Origin of the sequence: Kribbella sp. NBC_01245 (assembly GCF_036226525.1) — a bacterium.
Lineage (GTDB): Bacteria > Actinomycetota > Actinomycetes > Propionibacteriales > Kribbellaceae > Kribbella.
In genome coordinates this window covers 5,620,261-5,640,817 of sequence record NZ_CP108487.1, presented here as the reverse complement: position 1 = coordinate 5,640,817, position 20,557 = coordinate 5,620,261, and the positions used below count along the sequence as shown (strand labels likewise).

20 protein-coding genes are annotated in these 20,557 nt (G+C 66.9%); 7 read left to right on the top strand and 13 right to left on the bottom strand.

Annotated features, from left to right (window positions below):
• Positions 1-5: 5 nt before the first annotated feature.
• From OG394_RS25585 to OG394_RS25575, 3 genes are all read right to left on the bottom strand, one after another.
• The gene (locus OG394_RS25585; protein ID WP_328989611.1) at positions 6-3,620 is read right to left on the bottom strand and encodes a COG1361 S-layer family protein; all 3,615 of its coding nucleotides are present in this window, start codon (positions 3,618-3,620) and stop codon (positions 6-8) included.
• A 142-nt stretch (positions 3,621-3,762) separates the two neighbouring features.
• Positions 3,763-4,332 (bottom strand): GNAT family N-acetyltransferase, encoded by a 570-nt coding sequence (locus tag OG394_RS25580; RefSeq protein WP_328989610.1) that lies wholly within the window; start codon positions 4,330-4,332, stop codon positions 3,763-3,765.
• Between the two features lie 12 nt (positions 4,333-4,344).
• Entirely contained in the window at positions 4,345-5,643 is a 1,299-nt protein-coding gene (locus tag OG394_RS25575) for an XRE family transcriptional regulator (RefSeq protein WP_328989609.1), read from the bottom strand.
• A 247-nt stretch (positions 5,644-5,890) separates the two neighbouring features.
• Here OG394_RS25575 and OG394_RS25570 point away from each other — a divergent pair, with 247 nt between their 5' ends.
• Positions 5,891-6,040 carry a hypothetical protein gene (locus tag OG394_RS25570; protein WP_328996929.1) on the top strand — a complete coding sequence of 50 codons (150 nt, stop codon included), beginning with the start codon at positions 5,891-5,893 and terminating at the stop codon, positions 6,038-6,040.
• 751 nt (positions 6,041-6,791) lie between these two features.
• On the opposite strand, the gene OG394_RS25565 is transcribed toward OG394_RS25570, so the two are convergent.
• The gene (locus tag OG394_RS25565) at positions 6,792-7,223 is read right to left on the bottom strand and encodes an NUDIX hydrolase (protein WP_328989608.1); all 432 of its coding nucleotides are present in this window, start codon (positions 7,221-7,223) and stop codon (positions 6,792-6,794) included.
• 28 nt (positions 7,224-7,251) lie between these two features.
• Complete coding sequence (locus OG394_RS25560) at positions 7,252-7,728, bottom strand: VOC family protein (RefSeq protein ID WP_328989607.1); 477 nt, start codon at positions 7,726-7,728, stop codon at positions 7,252-7,254.
• Between the two features lie 129 nt (positions 7,729-7,857).
• On the opposite strand from OG394_RS25560, the gene OG394_RS25555 reads away from it, so the two are divergent.
• Complete coding sequence (locus tag OG394_RS25555; RefSeq protein ID WP_328989606.1) at positions 7,858-8,499, top strand: hypothetical protein; 642 nt, start codon at positions 7,858-7,860, stop codon at positions 8,497-8,499.
• Positions 8,489-9,073 carry a hypothetical protein gene (locus tag OG394_RS25550; protein WP_328989605.1) on the top strand — a complete coding sequence of 195 codons (585 nt, stop codon included), beginning with the start codon at positions 8,489-8,491 and terminating at the stop codon, positions 9,071-9,073. The genes OG394_RS25555 and OG394_RS25550 overlap by 11 nt, the downstream gene beginning before the upstream one ends.
• Here OG394_RS25550 and OG394_RS25545 read toward each other — a convergent pair whose 3' ends face one another.
• Together OG394_RS25545 and OG394_RS25540 are read right to left on the bottom strand one after the other, a co-directional pair.
• Entirely contained in the window at positions 9,074-10,516 is a 1,443-nt protein-coding gene (locus OG394_RS25545) for an MDR family MFS transporter (RefSeq protein WP_328989604.1), read from the bottom strand.
• 47 nt (positions 10,517-10,563) lie between these two features.
• Positions 10,564-10,719, bottom strand: a complete 156-nt coding sequence (locus OG394_RS25540) for a hypothetical protein (protein WP_328989603.1) — start codon at positions 10,717-10,719, stop codon at positions 10,564-10,566.
• A gap of 109 nt (positions 10,720-10,828) precedes the next feature.
• Between OG394_RS25540 and OG394_RS25535 the strand changes: the two genes are divergently transcribed.
• Positions 10,829-11,605 carry an AraC family transcriptional regulator gene (locus OG394_RS25535; RefSeq protein ID WP_328989602.1) on the top strand — a complete coding sequence of 259 codons (777 nt, stop codon included), beginning with the start codon at positions 10,829-10,831 and terminating at the stop codon, positions 11,603-11,605.
• A 33-nt stretch (positions 11,606-11,638) separates the two neighbouring features.
• On the opposite strand, the gene OG394_RS25530 is transcribed toward OG394_RS25535, so the two are convergent.
• Entirely contained in the window at positions 11,639-12,280 is a 642-nt protein-coding gene (locus OG394_RS25530) for a nucleotidyltransferase domain-containing protein (protein ID WP_328989601.1), read from the bottom strand.
• Positions 12,281-12,526: 246 nt separating this feature from the next.
• Between OG394_RS25530 and OG394_RS25525 the strand changes: the two genes are divergently transcribed.
• The 3 genes from OG394_RS25525 to OG394_RS25515 all read left to right on the top strand — a co-directional run bounded on the left by OG394_RS25525 (position 12,527) and on the right by OG394_RS25515 (position 14,270).
• A complete protein-coding gene (locus OG394_RS25525) occupies positions 12,527-13,171 on the top strand; it encodes an NYN domain-containing protein (protein ID WP_328989600.1) in 645 nt (214 codons plus the stop codon).
• A 59-nt stretch (positions 13,172-13,230) separates the two neighbouring features.
• Positions 13,231-13,800, top strand: coding sequence for a TetR/AcrR family transcriptional regulator (locus tag OG394_RS25520; protein WP_328989599.1), 570 nt, complete (start codon positions 13,231-13,233; stop codon positions 13,798-13,800).
• A 74-nt stretch (positions 13,801-13,874) separates the two neighbouring features.
• Positions 13,875-14,270 (top strand): DUF6463 family protein, encoded by a 396-nt coding sequence (locus OG394_RS25515; protein ID WP_328989598.1) that lies wholly within the window; start codon positions 13,875-13,877, stop codon positions 14,268-14,270.
• On the opposite strand, the gene OG394_RS25510 is transcribed toward OG394_RS25515, so the two are convergent.
• From OG394_RS25510 to OG394_RS25490, 5 genes are read right to left on the bottom strand one after another with little or no spacing between them, the layout of a single operon-like run.
• Positions 14,259-14,861, bottom strand: coding sequence for a TetR/AcrR family transcriptional regulator (locus OG394_RS25510; protein WP_328989597.1), 603 nt, complete (start codon positions 14,859-14,861; stop codon positions 14,259-14,261). The two genes, OG394_RS25515 and OG394_RS25510, sit on opposite strands and share 12 nt — an antisense overlap.
• A 1-nt stretch (position 14,862) precedes the next feature.
• Positions 14,863-15,678: an SDR family oxidoreductase gene (locus OG394_RS25505; protein WP_328989596.1), complete on the bottom strand. Its 816-nt coding sequence runs from the start codon at positions 15,676-15,678 to the stop codon at positions 14,863-14,865.
• Positions 15,675-17,231 (bottom strand): AMP-binding protein, encoded by a 1,557-nt coding sequence (locus OG394_RS25500; protein ID WP_328989595.1) that lies wholly within the window; start codon positions 17,229-17,231, stop codon positions 15,675-15,677. Before OG394_RS25500 ends, OG394_RS25505 begins: the two co-directional genes overlap by 4 nt.
• A 21-nt stretch (positions 17,232-17,252) precedes the next feature.
• Positions 17,253-18,410 carry an acyl-CoA dehydrogenase family protein gene (locus OG394_RS25495; protein ID WP_328989594.1) on the bottom strand — a complete coding sequence of 386 codons (1,158 nt, stop codon included), beginning with the start codon at positions 18,408-18,410 and terminating at the stop codon, positions 17,253-17,255.
• Entirely contained in the window at positions 18,407-20,554 is a 2,148-nt protein-coding gene (locus tag OG394_RS25490) for an acetyl/propionyl/methylcrotonyl-CoA carboxylase subunit alpha (RefSeq protein WP_328989593.1), read from the bottom strand. The genes OG394_RS25495 and OG394_RS25490 overlap by 4 nt, the downstream gene beginning before the upstream one ends.
• Positions 20,555-20,557 lie beyond the last annotated feature (3 nt).

The following is a 20,557-nucleotide window of genomic DNA, read 5'->3' as shown; positions in this document are numbered from 1 at the left end:
ATCCTCTATCTGCCGGTGCCGCCCTTCACCACGATGGAGGCGGCGTTGGTGTTGTTGCCCGCCACCGGATCCGGCGTCGTACTCGTGAGTGAGGCGGTGTTGGTGATCGTCCGGACGCTGCCGGCGGCCTGGGCCTCGATCACGAAGGTCACCGTCGCACCGGCGGGCACGGTCGCCGCCGTACACGTCACCTTGTGGGTCGCCTTCACGTAGGTACATTGCGGCGACACGTACTGGACCACCAGCTTCTTCGGATCAAGCGGCAGGGTGTCCACCACGGTGACGTTCTGCGCATCGGAGGGGCCGCCGGTACCGCAGGTCGGTGTCGGTGTCGACTGCGCGTCGGTCTCGCAACCCTGGTCGTTGTGTACGACCAAGGTGTAGATCACGGTCGGAGCCGGGTTGCCGCTCCGTTGCGAGGCCTGCTTGTCGAGCCAGAGCTCGGCGGAGGTCCGCACCGTGGTGCCCGTGGTCGCCGTGTTGTTGGCGCCGTTCGGGTCGGGTGTGGCCGACGAGACCGTGACCGAGTTGGTCAGCACTGTGCCGTTGGGCACCGAGGGTCCGACCAGAACGGTCAGGAAGACGACCTTGGACTGACCAGGATCGAGCGCCCCCAACGCACAGACGACCTGGTCGTTCTGCACCAGCGTGCAGACGGTGTTGCCGTTGCCGTCCACACCGCTGACGAAGCTGGTGCCGGCGGGCAGGGTGTCGGTCACGATGACCTCCTGCGCCGTCGACGGCCCGCTGTTCGAGGCGGTGATGGTGTACGTCAGCGGCTTGCCCGCGACCACCGGGTCCGGCGAGTCGGTCTTGGTGACCGACAGGTCGGCCGATGCGGTGACGGTCGTCGGCACGCTGCCGCGGACGTCATCGTTATCGGGGTCGGCGGTGGAGCTGGACACGATCGCGTCATTGACGAGCAGCGTGCCCGGAGCCACCTGCGGAGCGACCTTGCCGACGACCGTGATGGTCGCACTGGCACCGGCGGCGAGGTTGCCGAGGCCGCAACGCATGTCACGCGCGGTCGGCTGGCCGTAGGTGCAGGTGCCCTGCGAAGGCGTGACCGAGACGAAGCTGACGCCGCCCGGCAGCTGATCCTGCACCAGCACGTCGTGCGCGACGGACGGTCCGCTGTTGTGCACGGTGATGGTGTAGGTCAGGTTGGTACCGGCGACCACGGTGGCCGGACCAGTCTTGACCAGGCTGAGATCCGCCGAGCCGTAGAAGTCGACCCTGCCGGTGGCCTGGTTGTTCGCCGTGTTCGGATCGGTGGTCGAGCTCGTCACCGTCGCCACGTCGTTGACCTGTGCGACATCAGCCGCTGTGACGGTTACCCGGATAGTGGCTCGAGCGCCCGCCGCGAGCGTGCCCAGGTTGCAGGTGACAGTGAAGCTCGTGACCGGGCCTGAGCTGGTGGGCGCGCAGGTGCCCTGAGTGGTGGTGACCGAGACGACCGAGAACGGCGTCGCCGAGGTCAGCACGTCCTTCAGTACGACGTCCTGGGCGTTCGACGGCCCGAGGTTGTCGACGTGGATATCGCAGAAGCCGTCCGTGCCGGCTTGTGCGGGTACGTCGGGTTTACAGATCTTGCTGACCGCGAGATCTGCCGCGGTCTTGACCGTGGTGACCGCCGTGGCCGTGTTGTTGCCGGGGACCGGATCGAACTGGTCCGCCGCGCTGACAGTGGCCGTATTGGAGATCGTGCTGCCGGCGAAGTTGGCCGGGATCTGCACCTGGATGGTGAGCGGCACGGTCTGACCCGCCAGGATCTCGCCGAGTTCACACGTGAGCGTGCCGGCCGCGTTCGTGCAGGCCGGAGCGCTGGACAGGAAGGTCACACCGGCGGGCAGGACGTCAGTGACCGTGACGTCGTGTGCGGTGTTCGGTCCGTCGTTGGTGACATTGATGTTGTACGTGAGCTGCTGCCCGGCGTACACCGGGTCAGGCGAATCGGTCTTGGTGATCCGCAGATCCGTCTGGTCGCAAGCGGTGAACCGGAACGAGGCGATCCGGGTCTGCAGGTTGCCGCTGTGCTGGGTGGTGTACCAGAAGGTGCAGTCGTCCACCGGGTCGACGTTCATCGAGCTGTAGTCGCCCCAGCGGTCGAAGTTCTGCGAACTGGTGCCGTTGACAATGAACTGCTCCGGCTCCGACATCGCGCCGAGCGGTGCGTTGACCGAGCGACCCGTGTAGGCGATCGACGGGAAGACGTTGTTCGTCGCGTCGACGATGCTGTAGCCGAGGGCGATGTTGCCGTTCTTGTCCATCGCGGCCGAGCCCATCCAGCGATCGGGTGTGCTGTTGGTCGCCGATGGCGCGTAGGTGCCTTGCTGGTGAATGCCCCAGCCGGCCCCGGTGTTGCGCAGTTCGTACCAGCGGGTGCCTACCCGGTCGTTGCCGTCGGCATCCACCGAGGACTGAACCGCCACCATGGCCTCATGCGTGCCGAAGTTGCGGTACTGGACCCGGTGCATCAGACGACCTGGCAGCGCGTCGATCTGCTGGGTGGTGCCGGGCTGTGGGATGCAGTCGCGGGCAGCGCCGTCGCCATCGACATCGGTACAACCGACGTTGATGTCGAACGGCTGGGTGTTCAGGGTGTCGGCCAGTGCGAAGGTGCTGTTGGCCGAGTTGTTCCAGTCGACGTGGAAGTCCCAGATCTCGATGCTGTCCTGCGTGCCGCCCTGACCGTTGTCGGTGTCACGGGAAAGCAGGAAGTGGTTCGGCTCACCGGGCAATGGCGCGTTCACGCCGTCCCAGTCGCTCGGGAACATCCGGACCCGGCCGCCCGAACCGACGCCCGGACCGAGTGCGCCCGCGCCGCTGCCGAAGTACTGGAAGGTGGCGGGGCTGCCGCTGACCATCGCGGCCCGGTCGAACACGTAGGCGCCGTTGGTGCCGCCTTCGAACGTGGACATGTAGAGACCGTCAGGCCAGATGCCGAACTTCTCGTAGTCGTGGCTGGCGCTCAGCCGGAACGAGTACGTGAAGAAGGCCCCGGTCGGATCCGGCGTTTGCGAATACGCGATGCACATGTCGAACGGCGCGGTGCGTGGCGAGGTGAACTGCGCCAGCATCCAGCGATCGACGGTCTGGTCGTAGAGCACGATCGGGTCGCCGGCGTTCTGGGTGTCACAGCCGTTGTCGTTGACGCTGTTGCTCGTCCACAACGAGTTGATCGCGAACGGGCCGCCGCCGGCCGGCGATGTGCCGTCCTTGTTCCAGATCTGGAACGTCGAGTTGATCATCTGGACGTAGTGGTTCGGTCCGACGTCGCCGACCGGGTCGGGCGGGCCGCCACCCTGCATACCGGCGAAGTTCACCAGCGGCGCGGTCAGGTCATCGTTGACCGGAGCCTCGGATGCCTGCAGCGCCTGGTCGGCCGATCCGGTGCGGAATGGCTGGCTGAGTGACGAGTCGGTGGTCAGGCCGACCGCCGTGCTCTTCGCCTTCGCCTTCGGGAAGGTACGGACAGGTTTGGAGATACCAGGTTTGACCTGGTCGGACTGGGTGACGGCTTGCCCCGAGCTTGCGCTCACCGAGCCCGCCGGAACGGTGACGAGCATGGCTGCCGCCATGCTCGTCACGCACAACAAGGACAGCTTTCGATACCGCATGGCGTGAACCCCCCGGTCAGAATGTGTCGCCTGCCTACAAGAAGTCGCCCCCCGGCGACTGGACCTCAAGCGCTATTCAAGGTACGCCGGGGCCACACAGTTGTCGATGGCAAGTACCGACTCTGTGTGACGGCCGGTGGACTCAGCCGACGTCTTCGGACTTGCCGGCGCGGACCCAGTCCTCGTCGAGGATCGAGTAGAGCAGGGAGTCGCGCCACTCGCCGTTGGTGCGGACGTGGTGGCGGATGCGGCCCTCGTAGGTCAGGCCGATGCGTTTCACCACCGCGATGGACGACTGGTTCTCCGGGCCGATCGCGGCGCTGACGCGATGCAGACCGAGCGTGCCGAAGCCGAACTGCAGCATGGCCCGCACCGCGTCGGTGGCATAGCGATGACCCCAATGATCGGCCGCGATCGCGTAACCGAGTTTGGCGGCCTGGACGCCGTCGAGGGCGAGCCGGGCGAAGCCGATCAGTCGGTCATCGCTCGGCTTCGCGCGTGTCACCGCGAGGTAGTACTCCTGGCGCGGAACCTCCTGGGCCCGCGCCACCACGGTGCTGACCATCGCTGCCGCTTGGGAACGGTCCCGGCTGTCGAAGGAGAGCCAGCTCGTCACCCTGTCGTCCCCGATGATGCCGAGCACATCGTCGACATCATCGGGCCTGAACTCGCGCAGGGAGACACCACCGCCGGTGAGGCGTAGCGGATACACCTCGGTGCCCGGCTACCGGGGGAAGCTCTGAATCGGGGTCCTGGTGAACATCTCGATCTCCTCCTGCAGTTCACGGGCATCAGCTGCGTGCCCGGACTGCCGAAGGGCCTGGTGAACCCGGCGGGCGGAGTGCACGACTCCGTTGATCCGCCGCTCGGCCGGCAGCCCGAGAACGGGCGCGAGTGCGTCGGCGGCACCGTCCAGCTCCCCGTGGGCGATCCGCGCGATCGCCATGGCGGCCTGGCTTCCGGCGGCATCGCCGAAGGCCCATTCAGGGTGCGACTGGTCCGTGTACGCGTCGACTGCCTGGCGAGAGTAGCTCTCCGCCGTGTCAACCTCACCAGGCAACCAGGCCAGCGCGTCGGCCGCGTAGTACAGCTGGCGATTGCGGCCGAACGTGCACAGGCCGCCCATCTCGTCCAGCTCGTCACCCTGCACGTTGTTCCACGCGTTCTCCGCGCGCTCGAGGGCGGCGCGGGCGGCGTCGGCGTTACCCAGCGCGGCCCAGGCGCGGGCCTCGCTCACCGGCAGCCAGATGCTGGTGGTGCTGTTCGCCTGCTCGGCATAACCGGCACCGAGCTGGGCATAGCGGACCGAGTCGTGCGGGTTGCCGGCCCAGTACGACACGAGGGCCTGCAGACCGCGAACCCAGGCACGCAGCCCGTGGTGGTCCGCATTGTCCGCACAAAGGAAGGCGGTCCGGGCCTGGGTCAGCGCGGCATGCGGGTTGCCCAGGTCGTGGGAGGCCTTCGCCAGCAGACCGCCGGTGACGCCGCCCAGGAAGTAGAGCTGCCGCAGGTGCTCCGGCCGCTGCCGGCTCTCGAGCAGTGCGAAGACGAGATCCTGAGTCTCGACCAACTGGCCGAGGATCTCTGGCAGCGGACGTTGCGGATATGCCTTCGCAACGTGTCGCACATCGTCGTAGACCTGCTCCATCGCCTCGTTTCCGAGACCGGTCTGGGCCGCGAGGGCAAAAGCCCGCGCACGGCTGGCAGCCATGTCGAGTACCTCCATCTCATTGCCGGTCGCGACCTTCCCGCCGCCCACCGGGACCAGCGCCACCGTGGTGGCCGCCTGTTCCGGTTGGTAGGGGGCGAGAAGTTCCTCGACCGGCTTTCCGAACATCTTTTGCAGGGTGCGCCGGGTCTGTGGCGTGGTACCTGCGCGCTCGCCAGAGGCGAGACGACGCAGATGCCGCTCGGTGATGGTGCCACCCAGCTCGACGAACTCGGCAACGATCTCTGAGTAGGTCTGGTCCCTGCGCGAGATCAAATGCGCAAGAACCGTCTTTGGCGTGTGCCTACCCGCCATCGATGCCTCCCGTTGACGTCAGATGAGACGTTGTCTTGACTCCGGCCTCACTACAAGGTGCAGTCCTGCAGATGTCCGCCAGAGGTCCTGTAGATGTCCTTCCCAGGTCCTAGAGCGGTCACTCCTGGCGCGTGCACCATTACTGCCATGACAACCAGTAATCCCAACTGGTTGAACCGGCCTAGAGTTACGGGGTGAGCGAGCAGTGCCTGTAGCAGAATTGACATCAAGACAGCACCGACGCCGGGTGCGGGTCTGGTTCGGTGAGCATGTGATCGCGCAGTACGTCGCCGACGCACCGCTCGCCGCCCGCTACGAGCAGGCCATGCGCCGGCGTTTCGCCGGCCTGCGGGTCACGAACGACCTGCTCGGACCGCAGGCTCCCCTCGACCTCTAGCGCCACTTCAGTCACCAGTAGCAGTACCAGCATCAGCCAGTTCGACCTCAGTCCAGTCGGGTCCTCCTCAGGGACCGCGGCAGGTGTTCCTGGGATCTCCTCACATCCAGGAACACGGTTGAAGGTCCGGGGCACTCCTCAGTCCCGGACATCTGATGCGGTCCGGATCCCTCCTCAGATCCGGACCGCATCACCACCGGTCCGGCTGGGGGGCGGTTGACTCCCTGTTATCGCCGCCGCCCAGCCGATCCAAAGAACCACCTCACTGGCCAACACCTTCCGCGGGAGCGCGCCGCTCGTTACGCCTCACCACGAGCGCCCTCCAACGGCTGGCCACTCCGCTGTGTGACCGTCGCGCCTGGACGGTCACCCAGCGCGAGGTGAGCGCTCGACCAGAGGCACGCACCACCGCACCACCGGTACGCCGCCGGGCCCGTCCGCCCCACCACGTCGTACCACCGCCGGTCCACCGTCCCAGGCCCGTCTGCCCGGAGGTGTCCCGGTATCGCCGGACCCTCGTCAGGTCCGCCGGAGTCGGGTGATGCGGGTGTTCGCGGGTACGACGTACGGGCCGGGCGCCTAGCGGGAGTCCGGGCCGATCACGACCAACGCGAACACCGCATCCGGCCCGACCAGTCGCCACGACCTCCACACCCCTCGCGCAGCTACTGGGCCACCCACAGGTCCGCTTGTACGGCGTGGAGGTCCGCCGCATGTCCGGTTATGACCGGCTCGAGCCGCACCCGGTCCGTCAAATGGACCGGACCGCCCGCGCGACGATGTCGAGCAGCCGCCGGTCGCCATCCGTACGACCGACCATCAACAGCTCGAGCTCATCCGGCCCGACCCAGGCGGACGCGTCATGCTTGCCCACCTCGAGCCGAGGCGCCGCGAGATCGCCGTCGACCGTCACGAGATAGTCAAGCTCGCGCCGCACCACCCCGTCGTACTCCCATTGCCAGTCAGCGATCCGCGCCTCGATCTCGCGCAACACCCATCCGGTCTCCTCGGTGATCTCCCGCGCGAGTGCTTCCTCGGGCGTCTCGCCTGGTTCGAGATGCCCGCCGACGATGTCCCAGATGCGCGGCAGCAACCGCCGATTGCGCGTACGCCGCTGCACGTAGACCCGTCCCCGGGCATCACGAATCAGCGCCCCAACACAATCGACCGGCACGTCGCCCACTTTCACCTCCATCGCAGTTCTCGGCAGGTCAGACGACACAGAAGTCGTTGCCCTCGGGATCGGCCATCCAGATGTGGTCGAGTGCACCACGTATTCGGAACTCCTCCACCACGCTCGCCCCGGCCTCGATCAAACGCCCGGCCTCCTCCCGGATGCGTCGTTCCCGCAGCTCGACGGGTTGATCGCGGCCGCCGCTCACCTGGAGGTCGAGGTGCAGCCGGTTCTTCCCGGCGCGAGCCTCGGGCACCTTCAACAGCGAAATCGCCGGCAGCACCCCAGCCGGATCGGACAACGCCGCGCCGTCATTCCACTCGTCCTCCGGCACGTCCTGATCGACCAGCCACTCCTGCCAACTGGCCCAGCCCTTGGGTGGACCCGGCTCGACGTAGCCCAGCGCCGTACCCCAGAACTCCGCGAGCAGCGCCGGATCCGCACAGTCCAGCGTCATCGTCCACCGCCGCAGCACCCGCTCCTCGCCAACCAAGACCTCGCCTTGAGCGCCCATCGCGCCTCCCCCTTTCACACCGGCTTTGCCGACGACCTCCACCCTTACTCACGCCACCGACAGTTTTCGGCGACCGGCCGACCGATCCCCTTCCACCGCCAGGTGCTCGAGGCCTGCGAGAGTTCCGCTGTGACGACGGAGCCCGCGCCAACACCCGCACGCCGCAAGCTGACACCGGTTCAGCGTCGGGCGGCAGTCACGTTCTTCGTGGTCATCGTGATCTGCGGGCCGTTCGGCGGGTGGATCGCGGACGACGTGGTGGGAGAGCTCTGCCGGTTCGCCAACCACGACGAGTTCGCGCTCCGGCTGATCGGGTGGCTCTGGGGTGGTGCGCCGTGGGCCGTGGCGACGTTGTTCCTCCACATTAGGGAGCGGCTGACCCAGCTGACGAAGGAACTCCTGCTGCACGGGTTGATCGTCTGGTCGGCCAGTTCGGCCCTACTCATCCCGGGCCGGCTCGAGTCCGATCAGGAACGGTTCGGCGCGGCCTGGTCCGACAGCCGGCCGCTCGGCTTCGGCTGGGCCTGCGGCTTCCTCGTGGTGTTCGTCTTCCTCTTCCTCCTCGCCCTGTCGACGGTCGTGCTGCGCAAGTTCCGCCCGGCGGAGACCACGAAGGCACACCTCGTCATCGCGAGCCGCGCGGTGATGGGGACCTGGCTACTCTGCTCACCGCCGGCCTCGCTGCTGCCCTACTCGCGCCCATGCCGAAGTAGAACCCCGCGACCGAGGAGTGAGCCGGACGGCTGCGAGAGTTCCGCCTGTGAGCTCTGAGCAGAGGACTGGCCCTGCACGGCGCAAGGCGACGATCGGTGGGAGCCTGGCGGCCGCGTCGCTCTTCCTCATCGTGGTGGTGTGTGTGTTCTACAACGAGTACGTCATCGAGGACGTGGTCGGCACCATCGGCCGGTTGGCCCGGCATGACGAGCTCGCGCTCCGCCTGCTGGGCTGGTGCTGGGGCGCCGGCCCCTGGATCGGGTTGACGCTGCTCATCACCTTCGGGCAGCACCTGCGGCAGCGCGCTGGCGGCTACATAGGCGTCGGCCTGCTCATCTGGGCGGCCACCGGTTTCCTCCACCTCTCGAGACGACGCGGCGATAGCCTCCGCGAGCACTACCGCTCGGTGTGGGCCGATGGCATGCCGCTCGGCTACGGCTGGACCCAGGGCGTCGCCGTACTGTTCGTGTTCCTCCTCCTCGTGGCCGTGGTGGCGAAGTTGAGGCCCAAGTTTGGCCGGGATGAGACCGTCAAGGCGAAGGTGATCGTCTTCAGCCGCGGGGCCATGGTGACCTGGGTGATCCTGCTCGCCGTCAGCCTGGCCGTCGCCCTGTTCGCTCCCAGGCCGTGATCACTCGGCCGGCGTGACGCGGTTGGGCATGAACGAGACGGCGACGATCAGCAGAACGGCCGCGATTGCCGCGCCGAGGTAAACGCCGTGGATGGCCGGGTCGAGGACGTCGCCGGACAGATGCTCCAGATCGTCGTGGTCACCGTTGAGCCGGGACGCGACGATCGTGTTCGCGACGGCTCCGAACACCGCAACGCCAACGGCCGAGCCCACCGACCGGGCGAACATGTTGGCCCCGGTCACCACGCCCCGGGTCCGCCAGTCGACCGAAGACTGCGCCGCCACGATGCCGGGTGAGGCCGAGAAACCCAGTCCGAGCCCCATCACGAAACACGCCAGCGCCAGGTAGACCACCGAACTGGTCGAGCGGACGCTCACCAGCAATCCCGAGCCGATCACCACCACGATCGAACCGAGCAGCATCGTCGTACGGAACCCGAGCCGCAGGTAGAACCGCCCGGCCAGCGACGCTGAGATCGGCCAGCCCAGCGTCATCGCGGCCAGCGCGAATCCGCCCACCAGCGCACTCTGCCCGAGCACGCCTTGCGCGTAGAGCGGCACGTACGTCGAGAGGCCGACCATCAGTACGCCGATCAGCAGCGCGGCGGAGTTGGCGGAGTTCAGCACTCGGTGGTTCAGCACCCACAAGGGCAGCACCGGCTCGACGGCACGGCGCTCGACCAGGACGAAGGCGGTCAGCGTGATCACCGAGACGCCGAGGATGCCGATGCTGAGGGCCGAGTCCCACGCCCAGACGACGCCGCCTTCGAGCAGCCCGAGCAGCAGCAACGTGCCGCCCACGGTCAGCAGCGCCGTACCCGCGTAGTCGATCCGGGGACGGCCGTCGCGCCGGACGTTCTCCTCGAAGCGGCGATACAGCATCCACGCGGCCGCCACCCCCAGCGGGACGTTCACGAAGAAGATCCATCGCCAGGACAGGTAGTCCGAGAAGACGCCGCCGAGCGTCGGACCGACGAACGAGGCGATCCCCCAGATGCTCGCGATGTAGCCCTGCACCTTCGCGCGCTCGGTCACGGTGTAGATGTCGCCGACGATGGTCATGCTGATCGGCTGCACCGCGCCGGCGCCGAGACCCTGGATCAGCCGGAAGACGATCAGCGAGGTCATGTTCCAGGCGAAACCGCAGAGCACCGAGCCGAGCACGAACAACCCGATCCCCAGCAGCATGATCGGCTTGCGCCCGCGCAGGTCGGCGAGCTTGCCGTAGATCGGCACCGAGATCGCCTGCGCCAGGAGATACACGGAGAACAGCCAGGGGAACTGGGTGAAACCGCCGAGGTCCTCGACGATGGATGGCACCGCGGTCGCCAGGATGGTCGCGTCGATCGCCACCAGGCCGACGCTCAGCATCACCGCGAGCAGGACCGGCCCACGCTTCGAACGCAGTCCGACACCGGTGCGATCGAGCGGTTCCGTTGCCATGACAAGACGAACCTATGTCAGGCCCGCGGAATTCCGGCACCGACCAGTCAGCAGGCGGTGGCGAGCTCCGGGTTGTCCTTCGGCTGCTCGCAGTCGCGCGGCTCGTCGTCGAGATCCGATGGCAGTGGCTCGAGCAATTCGAGCGGGCCCGAGCCGCCCCAGCCGAGAACGCACACCGGGCCGAATCTGCTGTCCTTACGCATTTGCCGTTTCCCCCAGAGAACCGCGCCCAACAGCCATCAGGCCGAGCTTCCTCACTCCATTCATGATGTCGAGTCGAGGGCTGGCCGACTTCCGATAAAATGCCAAGGTATGCCGGAAATCCGCCAACCCCTGCTCCCCGCCACCACGGGCGTCACCCCGATGCGCGCCGGCGGTGGAATCGACGCGCACTGGCACGAGCACCACCAGATCATCTACGCGGGCAGCGGCCTCCTCGCGGTGACCACCGACGCGGGCAGCTGGATCGCCCCGGCGACCCGAGCCATCTGGCTCCCGGCCGGAACCGTGCACGAGCACCGCGCCTACGGCGAAACCACCATGCACGCGGTCGCCCTCCCGATCGAGGACAACCCCCTCGGCCTCTCGACCCCGTCGGCCCTCGTCGTCAGCTCACTCCTGCGCGAGCTCATCCTCGCCTACACCGACGGCCGGTACGACGAACCCATCGCCGGCCCAGCCAGCCCCGTGGACCAAGCGGAAGCAGCCGAGCGCGACCGCCTCCGCGCCGTACTCCTCGACCAACTCCGCCACTCCTCCCAGCGCCCGACCCACCTACCGTCCCCCCGCGATCCACGCCTCGCCGCGGTCTGCGCGATCCTGCACGAAGACCCGGCCAGCAACGGCACCCTCGCCGACCTCGGCAAAGGCATCGCCTCCGAACGCACCCTCAGCCGCCTCTGCCGCACCGACCTCGGCATGACCTTCCCCCAATGGCGAACCCAACTCCGCCTCCACCTGGCCCTCCGCCTCCTAGCCGAACACCACCCGGTCACCGCCGTCGCCCACCAATGCGGCTGGTCCTCCGCCTCCGCCTTCATTGACGTCTTCCGCCGCGCCTTCGGCCACACCCCCGGCACCCACACCTGATCCGCTCCCACCTCCCCTCTCGCCCGCGAGTCGTCAGGTATCGCCCTCGGCCACCGCAATTTTGCGGAGCAGGGCGGGGAAGTCGAAGCCGATGAGGGTGATCGCGTCGCGCCGCCACTCGTCGACGATCGCCTCTCCAGTGGACACGTGTTTGCGGAGGCCGCCCGCGCTGAGGTCGTACATCTGGGCGCGGTTGCCCGTCCGAGCGTCGATCAGCTCGGCCAGCATGACGAGCTGCTCCTGCCAGCGCATATCCAGCTCATCCTGGTAGTCGCTCCGGACGAGCAGCAGGTCCACATCGCTCTCGACCGTGCCGTCTCCCCGCGCCGCCGACCCGAACAGGCTCGCGTGCAGTGGTTGGACCTCCCACTGCCCGATTTCCTCGCTCAAAATCGCGATGAACCTTTGCCGTAGGTCGGCCAACTGAAGGACTGCGGCGGCCGCCAAGTGCCGCCGGTTCAATGTGTACAAAAGCGAGTTGCCGGCGTCGTGGACGTGGACGAGCCCGGTCTTGCTCAGGCGGTTGAGGACAAGTCGAACACCAGCCTCACTGCCGGTCCCGGCCAGCCGGTGCACCTGCCGCCCGGAGATCAGGCGGGTAGTCCGCGCCAACACGCCCAGGACAGCGCCATCCAGAGACGGGATGACCGTGCTGATCGGTCGGCCGAGATCCATGTCGATTCACTATCCCTACTATCCTGAGGCTATCCTCAGAATAGTAGGAGTAAGTCTAGTATTCTAGGGGCGTCGCTGCCCTGTGCCGCTCACCCTGGGGATCGCCGGCTGGCACGAACTGGCTTGCAGGCACAAAAAAACGGCCCCCCTTGCGGAGGGCCATTCCAGCCGGACGAACCGGCATCGTATGCGTCAACTGTAACAGCCTTTGCGTACATACGCAGAAGGCGCGGATCGGAGAATCCCGTGGTCAACGTCGCCGCCTACATCGACGGCTTCAACTTGTACTACGGGATGAAGAGCAAGTTTGGGCGGCGGTATTTGTGGCTCGACCTCGTGAAACTGGTTCAGACACTGCGGCCGGACGACAACGTCATCACCGTTAGGTATTTCACCGCGACGGTGAAGGGTGAGCCGGACGCCGCAGCCAACCAAACCCGGTACATCTCCGCCCTGCGGGCGCACAGTGGTCCCGTCCTTGACGTGCGAGTCGCCTGGTTCAAGACCCGGACACTGGCGCCTTGCAAGGTCTGCGCACAGCACTTTCAGTGCGAATGTCCTCGCCGGTCACGAGGCTGGGAGGAGAAGGAGACTGACGTGGCATTGGCCGCGACGATGGTCGCTGACGCTGCCGTGGAACCGATAGACCTCAGTCTGCTCATCAGTGCTGACTCCGACTTCGCTCCGGCTGTCAGTGCGGTCAAGAAGGTCCGGCCCCAGCATCCGGTGATCATGGCGATGCCGCCCGGAAACGCGAAGCCTCACAAGCGCTTCTCCGATGTCGGTCACTTCAGCATCAACGAGACCGCGCTCCGTCAGTCGCAGTTGCCCGCGGTCGTCCTCAACTCAAGAACGGGCGAAGAATGGCACCGGCCAAAGAAGTGGACCTAGCCCCAGGAAGTCGCGGTTCGGCTGAGGTGAGTGCGCGACTGGTCGGATAGCGTGCGGGGGTGGCGTTGTCGCGGGAGGAGTGGACGGGGGCGGCGTTGCGTGCGTTGGGGGAGGAGGGGTTTGGCGGGGTGGCGGTGGAGCCGTTGGCTCGGCGGCTTGGGGCGACGAAGGGCAGCTTCTACTGGCACTTTCGGGATCGCGACGAGTTGCTGGCCGCGACCCTGCAGCGTTGGGAGGACGAGGAGACGACGGCGGTCATCGAGCTGGTCTCCGGCATCCCGGACCCACGCGAGCGCCTGCTGGCCTTGGCCGACCGCGCGCTGGGTGATGCGCTTCGCGGCGGGTTCGACGCGACCATCCTGGCGTCGGCCGGCGATGCCCGGGTCGAGCCGGTGCTGGTGCGCGTGACCAAGCGGCGGATGGCGTACATCGCGCAGCTCTATCGCGATCTCGGGCTGGGCCGTAAGGAGGCCGCGCAGCACGCGCGCCTCACGTACAGCCTCTTCCTCGGTATGAACCAGCTCAGCCGTGCCGAAGGCGGCCGCAAACCCGGACCGGCCGAGGTCAAGCGCTCGGTCGAGCTCGCCGTGCGCGGTCTCCTGCTGTCGGCAGGCCTCCCGGCCGAGTGATGTAGCTCATCAGGCAAGACCCGTACGGCGGCGTATGGTCGAACCATACGCATCCGTATGGAGGAGAGATCGCAATGACCGGACTGACCCGCTGGTTGCCCAGACTGACCACAGGCTTGGGCATTGTGCATCTGGTGTACGGCGTGGCCGAGTCGCCGGGAGTGATCGCCGACATGCTGGGCGAGGGTCTGATCGCGGCGTCCGACGACTACCGACGCGACTTCGTGACGTGGTTCTTCATCGGCGGTCTGACCCTGCTGACGGTCGGTTCGATGATGCGGTGGGCCATCCGCCAGACCGGCCGCGTCCCGGCACACCTCGGTTGGTGGCTCACCGGCGTCGGTGTACTCGACACCCTGCTCGAACCCGACGGCGGTGGCTGGGCCCTCCTCGCCATCGGCCTCCTCACCCTTTACGCCGCCCGCCCACTGACCGCCAAGGCGACTAGCGAGAAGGCGCTAGCGGGGTAGGGCTTGGTCCAGGAGGTGGGCCCATTGGCGGACGATGCCGCGGCGGCGGGCGCTGTCGTCGCTGAGGAGGTCGGCGAGGCCTAGCCCGCGGGCCATGTCGAGGACGCCTTGCACGGTTTCGCGTACGCCGGGGGTGCGTTCGTCAACTTCGAGTACTTCCAGCAGGGCGTGGTGGGCTTGGCGGCCGACGTGGCTTTCGAGGGCGATGATCTGGCGGCGCAGTGGTTCCTCGGTCGAGGCAGCCACCCACAGATGCAGGGCGGCCCGGAACAACGGACCCGTGTACACGTCGGCCAGCATGCTCACGATGGCCTCAGTACGTCCGGAACCGCCGGGTAGAGCCGCGGCCTGTTCGCGGATCTCCGCCAGCCTGACCTCCGTCATGTACTCGACGGCTGCCGCAAAAAGGTCTGCCCGAGTCGGGAAGTGGTGCTGGGCCGCACCCCGCGATACGCCGGCCCTGGCCGCGACGACTGCCACTGTCGTCGCGGAGTATCCAACGGCCGCCAGAGAATCCACTGCAGCCTCAAGCAGCTTCTGCCGAGTAGCCCGGCTGCGATCCTGCTGAGGTTCCTTCAGAAGTTCAGACATGTCAGTCCAGGAAGATATCCGGCGCCAGGTCAGCGTCCGTCGCCGCCAGCCGGTACGGCGTCAGGTCGGTCACGCCGGCGGACGCCAGCACCTCGTCGTCGACGAAGAACTGGCCCGTCTCCGACCCGGTCAGTACGACGTACGCCGCGTCGGCCACGATCTCCGGCGTACGCGATCGAGCCGTCGCCTCCGCACCACCCAGCAGGTTCTGCACGGCGGCGGTCGCGATCAACGTCCGAGGCCAGAGCGAGTTCACCGAGATCCCGTCGCCCCGCAACTCCTCGGCCAGACCCAGCGTCGTCAGGCTCATCCCGTACTTGGCCATCGTGTACGCCAGATGGCCTCCGGCCCACTTGGGCGACAGGTTCAGCGGCGGCGACAGCGTCAGGATGTGTCCGTGCGCGGACTTCCGGAGAGCCGGGATGGCGAGTTTCGACAGCAGGAACGTGCCGCGGGCGTTGATGTCCTGCATCAGGTCGTACCGCTTCATGCTGATCTCGTCGGTCTTCGACAAGTCGATCGCGCTCGCATTGTTCACCACGATGTCGATGCCGCCGAACGCCTCGACCGTACGGGCAATCCCCTCGGCGACCGACTCGTCGCTGCGGACGTCGCCCACGATCGGCAGGGCCTTGCCACCCGCGGCCTCGATCTCCTTCGCCGCCGAGTAGATCGTGCCGGGCAGTTGCGGATGTGGATCGGCCGTCTTCGCGACCAGCGCGACGTTCGCGCCATCGCGGGCCGCGCGCAACGCGATCGCCAGGCCGATGCCGCGGCTGCCGCCCGACATGATGATGGTCTTGCCTGCCAGACTCATGCGCGGGCCTCCCGGGCTCGTAGTTCGCGGCGCAGGATCTTGCCCGACGCCGCCTTCGGCACCACCTCGATGAACTCGACCCGGCGGACCTTCTTGTACGGCGCGACGCGTTCCGCGACGTACGCGATCACGTCGTCCTCGGTCAGCGTGATGCCCGGCATCGGCACCACGAAGGCCTTCGGCACCTCGTGTCCGTCCGCATCGCTGACACCGATCACGGCCGCGTCGGCGATCCGGTCATCCGTGAGCAACACGGCCTCGAGCTCGGCCGGCGGCACCTGGTAGCCGTGGTACTTGATCAGCTCCTTCAACCGATCGACCACGTACAGATAGCCCCGCTCGTCCACGCGACCGATATCGCCGGTGTGCAACCAGCCGTCCCGGTGGATCGTCGCCTCGGTCTCCGCCGGACGACCGAGGTATCCCTTCATCACTTGCGGGCCGCGGATCCAGATCTCACCGGTCTCGGCATCGTTGCCCTCGGCATCTACCAGTCGCATCTCGGTGGACGGGAAAAGCTTGCCCACGGCACCGGCTGGTGGATCGATATCGTCCTGCGGTACGGCGTGCGTGCCCGGCGACAACTCGGTCATGCCATAAGCCTGGAGTACAGCGTGCAGGCCGAGCCGTTTCGCGCACGCCTCGGCCAGCGCGCCATCGAGTGGTGCCGCCGCGCAAGTCACGTACTTGAGCGCCGACAGGTCGACCGCATCCACCGCGGGGTGCTTCGCCAACGCCAGCACGACGGGTGGCGCGACGAAGGCTCGCGTGATCCTCTGCTCGGCCAACACGGTGAGGAACTGCTGCAGGTCGAACTTCGGCAACACCACGACAGTCGCGCCGAGCCGCAGCGGCAGGTTCATCAACACGGTCAGACCGTAGATGTGGAAGAACGGGAGGATCGCGATGATCCGCTCCTCCGGCGCGACGTTGATCGTCACCTCGGCCTGGACGATATTCGTGCCGATATTGCGGTGCGTCAGCATCACGCCTTTGGCCGCGCCCGTGGTGCCACTGGAATACGGCAGTACGGCGACATCGTTCGCCGGGTCGATCTCCACGACGGGCTCGGGTGCATTGGTGGCGAGCAGTTCCATCACCGAGCGGAAGCCCTCGGCCTGGTCGCAGACGAAGATCTCCTCCACGGCCGTGCCCGCGATGGCCGCGGTGGCGACCGGCAGGAATACCGAGACGGTGACGAGGAAGCGTGCGCCCGAGTCGTTCAGCTGTTTCGCCAACTCTGATGCGTTATAGAGCGCGTTGACCGTTGTCACGGTGGCGCCCGCGCGCGTGGCGCCGTAGAACACGACCGGGTAGAGGATCGTGTTCGGGCTGTAGAGCGCGATCGTGTCGCCGTGCCGGACGCCGAGTTCCGCGAAGGCCGCGGCCATCCGGCGACTCATCGCGTCGAGCTGGTTGTACGTGATCTCCTTGCCGGTAACCCCGTCGACCAGCGCCGGCCGATCGCCGTACTCCGCGGCACGGCCGAGCACCGCGTCGTGGATCGGCACATCGAGAACCTCGACATCGGGGAACTCACTACGAATGACCATCGGCGGATCCTCCAAGAAGACTCAGTAGGACTTCGGCAGACCAAGGCTGTGCTGGGCGACAAAACTGAGGATCATCTCGCGGCTCACCGGCGCGATCCGGCTGGCCCTCGCGGCCGCCACCAGTGAGGCCACGCCGTACTCGACCGTCATCCCGTTGCCGCCGAGTGACTGCACGGCCTGGTCGGTCGCGCGCATGGTCGCCTCGCCCGCGGCGTACTTGGCCATGTTCGCGGCTTCACCCGCGCCGACGTCATCGCCCGCGTCGTACAAGGCGGCGGCCTTCTGCATCATCAGACGAGCCAGTTCGAGCTCGATCTTGCACTGGGCCAAGGGATGCGCGAGGCCCTGGTGGCTGCCGATCGGCTTGCCCCACACCTCGCGTTCCTTGACATAGGCAACGGCTTTGTCGAGCGCATGCCGCCCGATCCCGATCGCGAACGCGGAGGCCATCACCCGCTCGGGGTTGAGCCCGGCGAATAGTTGCATCAGGCCCGCATCCTCCGAACCGATCAGCGCCTCGGGCGGCAACGCGACATCGTCCAGGAAGAGCGCGAACTGCTTGTCCGGGCTGATCAGGTCCATCTCGATCTGCCGGAACTCGACGCCGGGAGCATCGGTCGGTACGACGAACAGCGCGGGCTTCAACCGCCCAGTGCGAGCGTCCTCGGTGCGGCCGACGACCAGCACCGCCTTCGCCACGTCGAGACCCGAGATGTAGACCTTGCGCCCGGACAACGACCAGCCCGAGTCCGTACGTCGTGCCGTGGTGGTGATGTTGTGCGAGTTCGACCCGGCATCGGGCTCGGTGATCGCGAACGCCATCGTGGTCGAGCCGTCGGCCAGCCTGGGCAGCCACTGCTGCTTCTGGCCGTCGGTGCCGAACCGCGCGATGACCGTGCCGCAGATCGCGGGCGAGACGACCATCATCAGTAACGGACAGCCCGCGGCACCGAGCTCCTCCAGCACGATCGACAGGTCGGCCATTCCGCCGCCCCCACCGCCGTACTCCTCGGGCAGATTGACCCCGAGGTAGCCGAGTTTGCCCGCCTCCAGCCACAGCTCGGTGGTCTGCCCACCCGAACGCGCCTTCTCGTTGAAATAGGCATAGCCGTACTTGCGGCCCAATTCGCTCACGGCCGCCCGCAGCGCCCGCCGTTCCTCGGTCTCGACGAAGCTCATGCTGATTCCTCCGGTACTTGGACCACTGCGAGTACGGCGCCGACCTCGACCTGCCGGCCTGGTTCTACATCCAATTCGGTGACAACGCCATCGGCCGGGGCGGAAATGGTGTGCTCCATCTTCATCGCCTCGAGCCAGAGCAGCGGTTGTCCTTGCGCGACCTTGTCCCCGACGGCGACCGCGACCCGCACGACCGTTCCCGGCATCGGCGCGAGCAACGAACCGGCCGCCACCTGGGCCGTCGGATCCGGGAACCGCTCGACCGGCGTCAACGCGACCGATCCGAGCGACGAGTCAACGCACACCACGCCCGGGTACGCCGCGACGCGGAATGCGCGTCGTACGCCGTCCACCTCCAGCACGACCTCGTTCGCCGTACAGCTGAGGAGTTTCCGATCACCGATCAGCCCGTCCCGCCCGAAGCGATACGCGACTTCGTGTGTGCCGTTGACGGTTGTGTACGTCTTTCGCTGCGGCGCCGACGGGAGATTGCGCCAACCACTGGGCAGGCGGCCTTGCACCTTCGCGGTTGTACGACGTGCCGCCGCGTCGGCCAGTGCCGCGGCCAAGGCGGAGAGCTCCTCGGTGTCCTTGTCCGCGAGCGGTTCCGCGAGGGTGGCGAGTCCGTGCCGATCGAAGAAGGCGGTGTCGGTATCGCCTGCGAGGAAGGCGGGATGCCGAAGGATCCGCACTAGTAGATCCCGGTTGGTGGTCACCCCGTGGATCTCGGCTCGCGCCAACTCGGCCGATAAGCGCCGGGCGGCCGTATCGCGGTCGGGCGCCCAACAGATCACCTTCGCCAACATCGGGTCGTAATACACGGACACCACCGACCCGTCCACCACTCCTGAATCGACCCGGACAACGGGCTGGGGAAGGACTTGGCGACCAGTTGATTGGACTTGGCGACCAGTGGACTGGGGGAGGACTTGGCGACGAGTGGACGCGTTTTGCGCCCCTTCCCGGTCCGGGATATCCCCTGAGATCTGGTCTGGCGTGTCAACGTTGGGGCGCAAAACGCGTCCACTCGTCGCCAAGTCCGGGGGGCGGTTCGTCGCCAAGTCGGGGAGGCGGTTCCTCGCCAAGTCCGCGGCGGCAAGGCGGAAGCGGTGGAGCACCCCGCTTTGGGGTTGCCAGTCGTTGGCCGGGTCCTCGGCGTACAGCCGGACCTCGATTGCGTGGCCCGTCGCCAACGGCGGTTCGGGCGGCAGCGCGGCGCCGTCGGCGATGGAGAGCTGGAGGGCGACGAGATCGAGACCGGTCGTGAGCTCAGTAACGGGGTGCTCGACCTGCAGCCGCGTGTTCATCTCCAAAAAGAAGAACCGGCCGTCATCATCCGCGAGGAACTCAACCGTCCCCGCACCCACATACCCGATCGCAGCAGCCGCCTTCTGCGCCGCATCGAACAGCGCAGACCGCATAGCCGGCAACCGCGAGACCAACGGCGAAGGAGCCTCCTCCACCACCTTCTGATGCCGACGCTGGATCGAGCACTCACGCTCACCAACAGCCCACACCGTGCCGTACGAATCAGCAAGAACCTGAACCTCGATATGCCGCCCAGTAGCGAGATACGGCTCGCAAAACACCGTCCCATCCCCAAAGGCCGACAACGCCTCCGCCTCAGCGGCCTCGAGCTCGGACGCAAGATCCTCCAGCCGCCGAACCACCCGCATCCCGCGACCACCACCACCCGCCGACGCCTTCACCAACACCGGCAAATCGTCCGCACCAACCTCAGACAACTCAGCCAGAACCGGCACCCCCGCGGCCGCCATCAACTTCTTGGACTCGACCTTCGACCCCATCGACTCGATCGACTCAGGCGTCGGCCCGATCCACGTCAACCCGGCCTCGATCACCGCCCGCGCGAACTCCGCGTTCTCCGACAGAAACCCATACCCCGGGTGAATCGCATCTGCCCCGGTCTTTCGCGCCGCCTCGATCAACAACTCGCCACGCAAATACGTCTCACTAGGCGAATTGCCCGCCAGATGCACAGCCGCGTCGGCCTCGAATACATGCGGAGACGCCGCGTCAGCCGTCGAATAGACCGCGACACACTCCAACCCAAGCTCCCGAGCCGTCCGGAAGATCCGGCGCGCGATCTCGCCGCGATTGGCGACCAATACTGACGTGATCATCGC